The 7,982-nt window shown below is 63.3% G+C and carries 6 protein-coding genes; 5 read left to right on the top strand and 1 reads right to left on the bottom strand.

The annotated features are described in order from the left end of the window. Positions 1-223: 223 nt before the first annotated feature. From ACIBQX_RS50340 to ACIBQX_RS50325, 4 genes are all read left to right on the top strand, one after another. The gene (locus ACIBQX_RS50340; RefSeq protein ID WP_397017822.1) at positions 224-838 is read left to right on the top strand and encodes a NucA/NucB deoxyribonuclease domain-containing protein; all 615 of its coding nucleotides are present in this window, start codon (positions 224-226) and stop codon (positions 836-838) included. A 148-nt stretch (positions 839-986) separates the two neighbouring features. Further along, entirely contained in the window at positions 987-1,577 is a 591-nt protein-coding gene (locus ACIBQX_RS50335; RefSeq protein ID WP_397017821.1) for a hypothetical protein, read from the top strand. A gap of 98 nt (positions 1,578-1,675) precedes the next feature. Continuing rightward, complete coding sequence (locus ACIBQX_RS50330; protein ID WP_397017820.1) at positions 1,676-2,011, top strand: NucA/NucB deoxyribonuclease domain-containing protein; 336 nt, start codon at positions 1,676-1,678, stop codon at positions 2,009-2,011. A gap of 94 nt (positions 2,012-2,105) precedes the next feature. After that, positions 2,106-2,663 (top strand): hypothetical protein, encoded by a 558-nt coding sequence (locus ACIBQX_RS50325; protein WP_397017819.1) that lies wholly within the window; start codon positions 2,106-2,108, stop codon positions 2,661-2,663. Between the two features lie 1,266 nt (positions 2,664-3,929). Here the strand turns inward: ACIBQX_RS50325 and ACIBQX_RS50320 are convergent. Next, positions 3,930-4,880: an RNA polymerase sigma factor gene (locus ACIBQX_RS50320; protein WP_397017818.1), complete on the bottom strand. Its 951-nt coding sequence runs from the start codon at positions 4,878-4,880 to the stop codon at positions 3,930-3,932. 396 nt (positions 4,881-5,276) lie between these two features. On the opposite strand from ACIBQX_RS50320, the gene ACIBQX_RS50315 reads away from it, so the two are divergent. Next, positions 5,277-7,973: a BTAD domain-containing putative transcriptional regulator gene (locus ACIBQX_RS50315; protein WP_397017817.1), complete on the top strand. Its 2,697-nt coding sequence runs from the start codon at positions 5,277-5,279 to the stop codon at positions 7,971-7,973. The last annotated feature ends 9 nt before the right edge of the window (positions 7,974-7,982 follow it).

The following is a 7,982-nucleotide window of genomic DNA, read 5'->3' as shown; positions in this document are numbered from 1 at the left end:
TTGGTCGACTGCTGTCTTACCGGGAGCCTCTTCTCATGTCCACCGGTCCCGGCACCGTCCTTACTGACCTGCGCGATCAGGTTGGAAAAGCCTCAGTGAATATGACGGTTCTCCGTACACGGAACTGGTACCTGAAGTCCAGTGTGACTGGGAGAGGCTTGGTATAAAAAAGCACGTACGGATCGGAGGCTGCGTCATGCCTTCGGTCCCCCGAGTGTTCGTGATGTCCAAGAGCACGAACAGCAACTTCCTCCAAATCATCCAGCACATCGAGAAGGCGCTCAACCCGACGGCCAACGCGGGTACCTTCCCCCCGAAGCGGGCCGGTCACAACTGGAACGACCCCAAGTACCCGCCCGCGAGAATCGGTGCGACTCCCATGAGCAAGACCATCCACGGAAACTGGGCCACCGGCGGCGAAGCGCTGACCAAGGTGAACACGACGGCCGCGAACGTCAACCGAAGCTTCTTTTCGCATCTGCGATTCGTGACAGATCAGGGCAATCCCGACAACGAGCAACGTTGGCCGGATGTGGACGACAATGTCGAACTGAAGCCCTGGGAGATAGCTCAGGTCAACTACTGCAAGTACTACTTTCCGGATAAATACAAAGACCCGGAGAAGATGTTCTTCGGGGTTCCCGTCAAGGAAGGCGTGCAATGCGATGAGTATCCATTCGCTTCGACCAAGCAAGGAGCCGGCAAGAAGGACGGCAACTTCTCCATCCAAGCGGTCGACAAGGATCACAACCAAGCGCATGGAGATGCACTCACCTACTTCTACGCAGATTTCCGGGTAGTGACCGATAACCAGTTCTGGGTCAAGATCGTGAGCTAGTCCTGACCGCAGAATGGCCGGACGGCACGGCAACCTAACCGGCTTGGCAGGTTCCCCGGGTCCAGTGGGCCAACTGTGGGGTGGAGGCGGCTATGAGATCGCCTCCACCCCACACTCTTTCCGAGAATCGAAGAACCGAAGGAGTGAGATGGCAGACATGTCGCAGGCAATTCCTGCGGAGAGTCAATGGGACCTCTTGGAGGAGTACCTCTTGAACGGCTCGTTCGATGCGACCTGGATCGACACGGAGAATATCGAAGAGGCCGCGCAACGATTCCGGGCCGATCCGAGTTCGGGCATTCTTTGTGATCTCGATACGTCATTCGACCTGGCCGACGATGACTCCGGGGACACCATGACCTGGATTGGGATGCATTCTCCTGGCTGGTCCGTCGCCGTCACCCTGACGGGGTGGCTTCCATTTCAACCGGCGGCGAGCTCCGGAGGTAGGCGAATCATCACTCATCACCACAGGGCTGACCTAGCCGAACTCGATGATGAGGGAATGCTCTATTACTACGATGGAGAACTCCTGGGCCCGCTGGGGGCGCTCGAAGAATTCCGGAATTACACGCTTGATCTGGAAGCACGCTATAATCTCGGGTTCGAGGAGATGGTGGAGAGCTATCTCATCCTGGCGGGGCGGGTCACACGTCGGTTCCTCGATCGGGACTGGTTCACGGCGTCGCGCGTCCTCTACCGTGTCCCCAGAGGCGCCTGGCCTCGTCAAAGACGATAACCGTCGGGAACTGGGCAGCCAAGGGTGACCCGCTGACAAAACTCAAGCCTAGGGACCAGGACGTCAACAGGACGCGATTCTCCAAGATCGAGATGTTCATGGATGTGGGGACGACGGAAGAAATGAGCTGGCCGATCCCCGCGAACAATGATTGGCATAAGTTTTTAATCAAATACTGCAAATATTGTCAGTCGGACAAATATCCGGATGCCTGGAGATCGGACAAACTGCCTATAGGTGGATCCAACAGCTGCGACGAGTATCCATTCGCCTCGTCCAAGGAAGGGGCCGGCACCGCCCAGGGCAACTACTCGCTGCGGGCCCTGAACAAGTCCCACAACTCAACCCATGGCCGCAAAATCGGCCTACGGTACACTGAGTATCGAGTTGGGACAGGCAACTCCTTCTGGGTGCTCATTGACCCTGAGGCCTGACAAGAGGAGAGCTCCGAAAGAAGGGCGGCGAAAGGCGTACTGCCGTCCGCCGTCCTTCTTTCGGGCTCTCAGGCAGGGGAAGCTGGATAATTTCGTGAGTCTCTTTCCGGTCGAAAGCCAATTGCGTCTTCTGATGGAGCACGGGCTCGACGGGTGGTTCGGCGCCCTATGGGTCAGCATTGAGGATGGTCACGAGGTGGCCCGGCGTCTGGGCTTCCCGGCGGAGGCCACGGAGACGTGCGACTTTCAAACGGCCATGAGGTCGTACGATGCCGCAGGTTCTGAGCAGCGAGTTTGGATCACGTCGCATGCACCCGGCTGGTCCCATGTTCTTCTCCTCGCCGGTGGGCAAGAATCGTCTGCAGAGGCGCTCAGCCGCCATGGCCGGCGTGCATTTGAAATTTCCTACATCGGCGCAATCGAGGAACTGGATGAGCCGGTATATACGCACGATGGTGAGTATAGAAGCATCGAAGACGAGGAAGAATACCGCGCCCATGGGGAAGATCTGACCAGCGACCACAGTTTGTCGGACGCAGAGATATTGGACCAGTTTCTGATCATTCTGGGAAGAATTACCGGGCGATTCCTCGACCGCGCCTGGATTTCATCACAGGGACTCTTGTGCGTCATGCCCCACCCCAATGACTAACGGTTCGGTCATGTCGGCTGATTCTTTCGACCGCTTGGTGGCCCCAATTTCGTTTAGATAGAGGTTTGCGCTGTTAATGTGTGGGGTGCAAAAGCTGTGGGGCTCAATAATTGGATTCGGTGTCTGACCTTGTTCCTGCCGAAAACTACATCCATGCACGTCAAGCATGCCGCACATCGCTCTGAAATCGCCTGCAATTCCTGGCTTGCGGACGCGAACTCGCCAGCCGATGACTGCTCCGTGGTTGCTCGATCTACCGTGAAGCTCGAGCCCCATCCCGAAAGACTTGCCCACACGACACTGTCGAGATGCGATAAAATCGCACATCGTGCCGATGGTCATGAACGCATGGTTGCTCGGTGGTTGCTCGCGTGTATGCAATACGGGGCGACACGCGGCGGTACCGGCCGACACGATGATCGGGAGAATCACGGCCACGACGGTACAAAACAACCCTCTATAACACTGAGCGACACTCAGGGAACCAACTCATAATCCGTGGGTCGTGGGTTCAAGTCCCACCCGCCCTACCGACATCGCCGCAGGTCAGAGGCCTGTTTCGAACGATGCCAGCGGGTCGTTAATGATCAGCACAAGATCATGTTCCCTCGATGTTCCCGCATCTCGCCATGCGGCAGTCGACATTTGATCATCTGCGCGCGTCCCGCCGCCTACCAGCCCCAGCGTCCGTCACCATGCCACCAGCACGTCAACGGGGGGCACCGGTGGCGAGAATCATCGAACGCACGGCCAAGAACGGCGCGAAGTCTTGGCTGGTCAAATGGCGGATCAGCGGCGGCAGGAACAGCAAGGAAGACTTCGAGACCTGCTACGCCCGCCAGGTCGCCGATGACTTCGCCTCGCTGGTCACGCTCAGCGGCGAGAACCGACCCCACGGCTACCCCAAGGGCTGCCACGGCATCGTAGACCCCAACTACGACCCCACACACGACCCTGAGATGCCGAGCTTCGAATACTACGCCCGCCACAACTACGCCACCCGCCTCGGCGCCTCCCCCACCCAACGCGCCACCTACCTCTCCGAAGCCGAACGCCACGTCTTCCCCCGCTTCGGACACCTGCCACTCGACCAGGTCACCCGCCGCGTGCTGCGGGAATGGGTCGAATGGATGCTCACCAAGCCCTCCGCCGGCAACCAGCACCAACCCCGCGCCGCTCTGTCCGACGAACAAGCCGCGCGACGGTGGGCCCGCTCCCGGGGAACCGGGGAACCCCGCGACCTCGTGGTGGTACCCGCAGGCCACGTCAGGCTGAGGACGCGCTGCTCCCATAAAGGAGGCGGACCTCGCAGACGCGGCCCGCCCTTTCCCGCAGCAGCCATGTGCCCGCGGCCGGGTAGCCGTCCGGACGGCCCGACTCATAGATGGCGTCGGCCTCCCAGATCGTGATCCCGGGTGTGCTTGCCACACCGGTGAGCCGATGCGTGGCGCCCATCTGGTAGTCGCTGTGCAGGATGTCGTAGATGGGTGCCAGCCCGGTTGAGATCCGTCCGCTGGGCCAGTACATGACCAGGTCCTCGGCCCAGCGCTCATGAAGCGACGGAAGCGGTACGCAGTTCGCGACCGCGGAAAAGATCGCGGCGGCCTCCTCAGCGCGTTCGGTGCTGATCGCGCCCTGATCCAGGTGCCGATGATGGCTGGCCAGTGGAAGAACCGTGGCCAGCTGACGGCGGGCGTCACTCAGCCGGCTGCGTACGGTGCCGACCGGGATCCCGCACAGCATGGCGATCTCCTCGTAGGAGTTGCGGACGGTGAAGTAGCGGAGCATGGCCACCGGCAGCGTCGCGGGCGTCAGCTGCCGTAGGCCGTGCCAGACCAGGTCGCGCAGGGCGCTGCGTTCGATGGTCGCGACCGGGTCGTCGAGAGACGAGGCGATCAGTTCGGCGCCGGCTGACTCGACCAGGCCGGGCATACGGTTGCGCAGAATCATCCGGCAGTTGTTGCGGACGATGGAGTGCAGCCATGGGCGGATCTTGGACGGATCACGCAGGTCGCCGATACGTGCGAGTGTGGTGACCGCGGCGTCCTGGCAGGCGTCCTCGGCATCCGGTCCCGCGCCCAGAACCCCGGCCGCCACCGCCCGCATCCCCGGGTACTCATGCTGGAGAAGGCGGGCGAGCCCGTCGGGATCACCCTGTTGAGCCGCACGGACGAAAGGCTCCATGTCGGCGACCGGGTCTGGCCTGACCGAACTCATGGCGCCGACGGTATCGATGGCCAGTGAAGATTTTCTTCCTCCGCGATCCGAACTTCTCACCCCACCCGTACATCTGGCAAGAGGGAAGCACTGCATATGTACAGGTTGACCAGGGCCTGGAAGGGGTGGACAGACCCGTGGGAAGCACTCCAGAGATCGTCAACACATCATCCGGTCACCGAGTCATGGCCTCAAAGCGCAGAAAAGGATCAGTACGTGACGTCGCATCCTCTCCCGACCGATGGTGAACCAGCGTTGCGGGGTCCGAACACGCTACGCCTGCAGCTTCTTGGCCCGCTCCGGGTCTGGCGAGGTGACGACGAGCTCGATGCCGGCCCGCGGCAGCAATGTTGCCTGCTGGCGCTCCTCATGGCCCACGAGGGCCACCCCATCAGCATGTCCGACCTGGTCGGCCTGATCTGGGGATCGGACGCGCCAGCCAGTGCGGTCAACATCGTCCACAAGTACGTCGGCGACCTGCGCCGACTGCTGGAGCCTGACCTGCCGCACCGCACCTCGGGCTCTTTCCTCGTGCGGCACGGCAACGGCTACCGCTTCACGGCCGACGCCGGGACCTTGGACCTGATCGCGTTCCGGAGACTCGTCGCTGAGGCGAAGGCGAGCGTTTCCCAGGGGCGCCCGGAGAACGCGGTCGAACAATACGCCCGAGCCCTGCCGCTGTGTCACGGCAACGTGGGAGAGGCGCTCGCCGATAGTGCGGGGGCCACGGCGGCCTTCGCCGGCATCGACCGCGAGTTCTTCGACGCGGCGGTCTCCGCGGCCGACGTCGCGGTCCGGCTCCGTCGCCCGTCTCTCGTCATCGCACCGCTGCGGCTCGCGGCGCGGATGAGCCGGTACAACGAGCCCGTCCACGCCGGCCTGATCATCACTCTCGCCGCGCTGGGTCTCCGGGCCGAGGCACTGAGCGTTTTCCAGGAGATGCGCGCACGCTTGTCCGACGACCTCGGCATCGACCCTGGCCACGATCTTCAGGAAGCTCACCGGGTGGTGCTCACCCAGACCGTACCGTCGGCAGAAACAGCCGTCCCGCATGATGCCTCGCCAGGAGAACACGGAGAACACGATGCCCTGCCAGACGACCCGCGCCCGGTTTCGCTCGTGCATCCGGCCCAGCTGCCGCGCGGCCTCCCCCTGTTCGTCGGCCGGGAGCCCGAACTGGAAAGGCTGACGACATCACTGGGTCGCATGCGCGCGGATCGCAGGACCGGCCCGATGGCCGTGGCGCTGGACGGCATGGGCGGCGTTGGCAAGTCGACGCTCGCGACGCACTTCGCGCACGCGATCGCCGACGAGTTCACCGACGGTCAGCTCTATCTCGATCTGCGGGGGGACGACCGCGAGGAAGGTAGCCCGACCGCCGGCGATGCACTCAGCTCGCTGCTGTACGCCCTGGGCGTCCCCGCGTCGCATATGCCGGACACATTCGACGCACGCATGGGCACCTATCGCAGCCTCACCGCCGGGAAACGGTTCCTGCTGCTGCTGGACAACGTCCGAGACGCCGTGCAGGTCCGGCCGTTACTGCCGAACTCCGCCGACAGTCTCGTGGTGATCACCAGCCGTCCTCGACTGGCCGCCCTCGACGGCGCCTACCGGCTACGGGTCGACGTGCCCGATCACGCCACGGCACGGGAACTCCTCGTGCGCCGTCTTGCTGGACGGGCAGTGAGAGGAGCGGTCCACACCGCCGAGGGGAGCATCGTGGATGAGATCGTCGAGCTCTGCGGTCGTCTGCCTTTGGCGCTCGCGGTCCTGGCGGCGAGGCTGATCGCCCGCCCGACGTTGTCGTTGGACGGTGTGGTTGCCGAGCTCCGCGACGGCGACGGCGTCAATCGGCTCGGCGCGTTTCCTGGCGGCCGGGACATTCCCGACCTGCGTACCGCCTTCTCGTGGTCGTACCGGCAGTTGAGTGCGGAAGCTGCCCGCCTCTTCCGGCTGATGTCGTTGGCACTCGGCCCGGGGGTGACGGCCGATGCCTGCATCAGCCTGTCGGGCCGGGAGCCGCGGAGCACCCGAGCCGCACTGGCGGAGCTGACGGAGGCGGCGCTGGTGACCGAGGACGACGCCGGCTGCTTCTCATCCCATGTGCTGGTCAAGGCCTACGCGGAGGAGCTTCTCCTGGGCAGCGAGTCCGTCATCGAGCGCGATACCGCGACCAGTCGTCTGCTTCAGCACTATCTGCACAGCAGCCTCAACGCACAGGCGCTGCTGAAACCCCACCGGGCACCGGCTGTCCCGCCCCCACCGCTGCCCGGCGTCGTGCCCGAATGCCCGGCAACGTGCGACGACGCAGTCGCGTGGTTCGCCAGCCAGCGGCAGGTGCTCCTGGAGGTCGTTCGGCTCGCCGCCGACATCGGGTACGGAATCGTGCCGTGGCAGCTCGCGACCACCATGCATGGGTATCTCCAATGGGCCGGCTGCTTCCAGGAGTGGGAGAGCATCATGCGAGCTGCCTTGCGTGCGGCCCGGCAGGAGCATGACGTGATCGGGGAGGCACATGTCCTGCGCGGCCTGGCGGGCGCGAGGTTCTCGGTCGGCGCCCATGACGAGGCGGTCGGGCTCCTGACGGCGGCGCTGTCCATCTATGTCGAGCGCGGCATGGCGCTCGAGCAGGGACTGGTGCACAGCAACCTGCGCAGAGTCCATGACGTGGCCGGCCGCGACGAGGTCGCTCTCGACCACAGCCAGAAGGCCGTCGAGCTGTACCGGATCGCCGGGGACCGCCACACGGAGATCAGCGGTCTCTGGGAGACCGGTCAGATGCTGGCTCGGCTCGGCCGGTTGACGGAGTCGGCCGAGATTCTCGAGCGCGCGTTGGGTCTGACTGTACGACTCCTCAACATGCACGTGGAGAGCGAGATCCAGAACGACATCGCAGCTGATCTCATCCAGTTGGGTCGCACGGCGGCAGCCCTCGAGCGTCTCAGACATAAGGCCCGGAGCGAACGAGTACCTTCTCCATCCGCCCGCGAGCGTTCAACGGCCGACGATGCTCATGGCGAACGCGGCGATCAACAAACCATCCGCTTCCGGGTCAGAAACGATGGCGTTCTTCCTGGAATTCCTCCGTAGCGGGATCCC

Source organism: Nonomuraea sp. NPDC049714, assembly GCF_044465295.1.
Lineage (GTDB): Bacteria > Actinomycetota > Actinomycetes > Streptosporangiales > Streptosporangiaceae > Nonomuraea.
The sequence above is the reverse complement of the archived record's forward strand: the minus strand, read 5'-3'. Positions and strand labels throughout refer to the sequence as shown.

Bases quoted from the DNA above. Each gene is read 5' to 3' on its own strand.
- ACIBQX_RS50340 (WP_397017822.1), top strand. From the start codon at position 224: ATGTCCAAGAGCACGAACAGCAACTTCCTCCAAATCATCCAGCACATC.
- ACIBQX_RS50335 (WP_397017821.1), top strand. From the start codon at position 987: ATGGCAGACATGTCGCAGGCAATTCCTGCGGAGAGTCAATGGGACCTC.
- ACIBQX_RS50330 (WP_397017820.1), top strand. From the start codon at position 1,676: ATGGATGTGGGGACGACGGAAGAAATGAGCTGGCCGATCCCCGCGAAC.
- ACIBQX_RS50320 (WP_397017818.1), bottom strand. From the start codon at position 4,880: ATGAGTTCGGTCAGGCCAGACCCGGTCGCCGACATGGAGCCTTTCGTC.
- ACIBQX_RS50315 (WP_397017817.1), top strand. From the start codon at position 5,277: ATGTCCGACCTGGTCGGCCTGATCTGGGGATCGGACGCGCCAGCCAGT.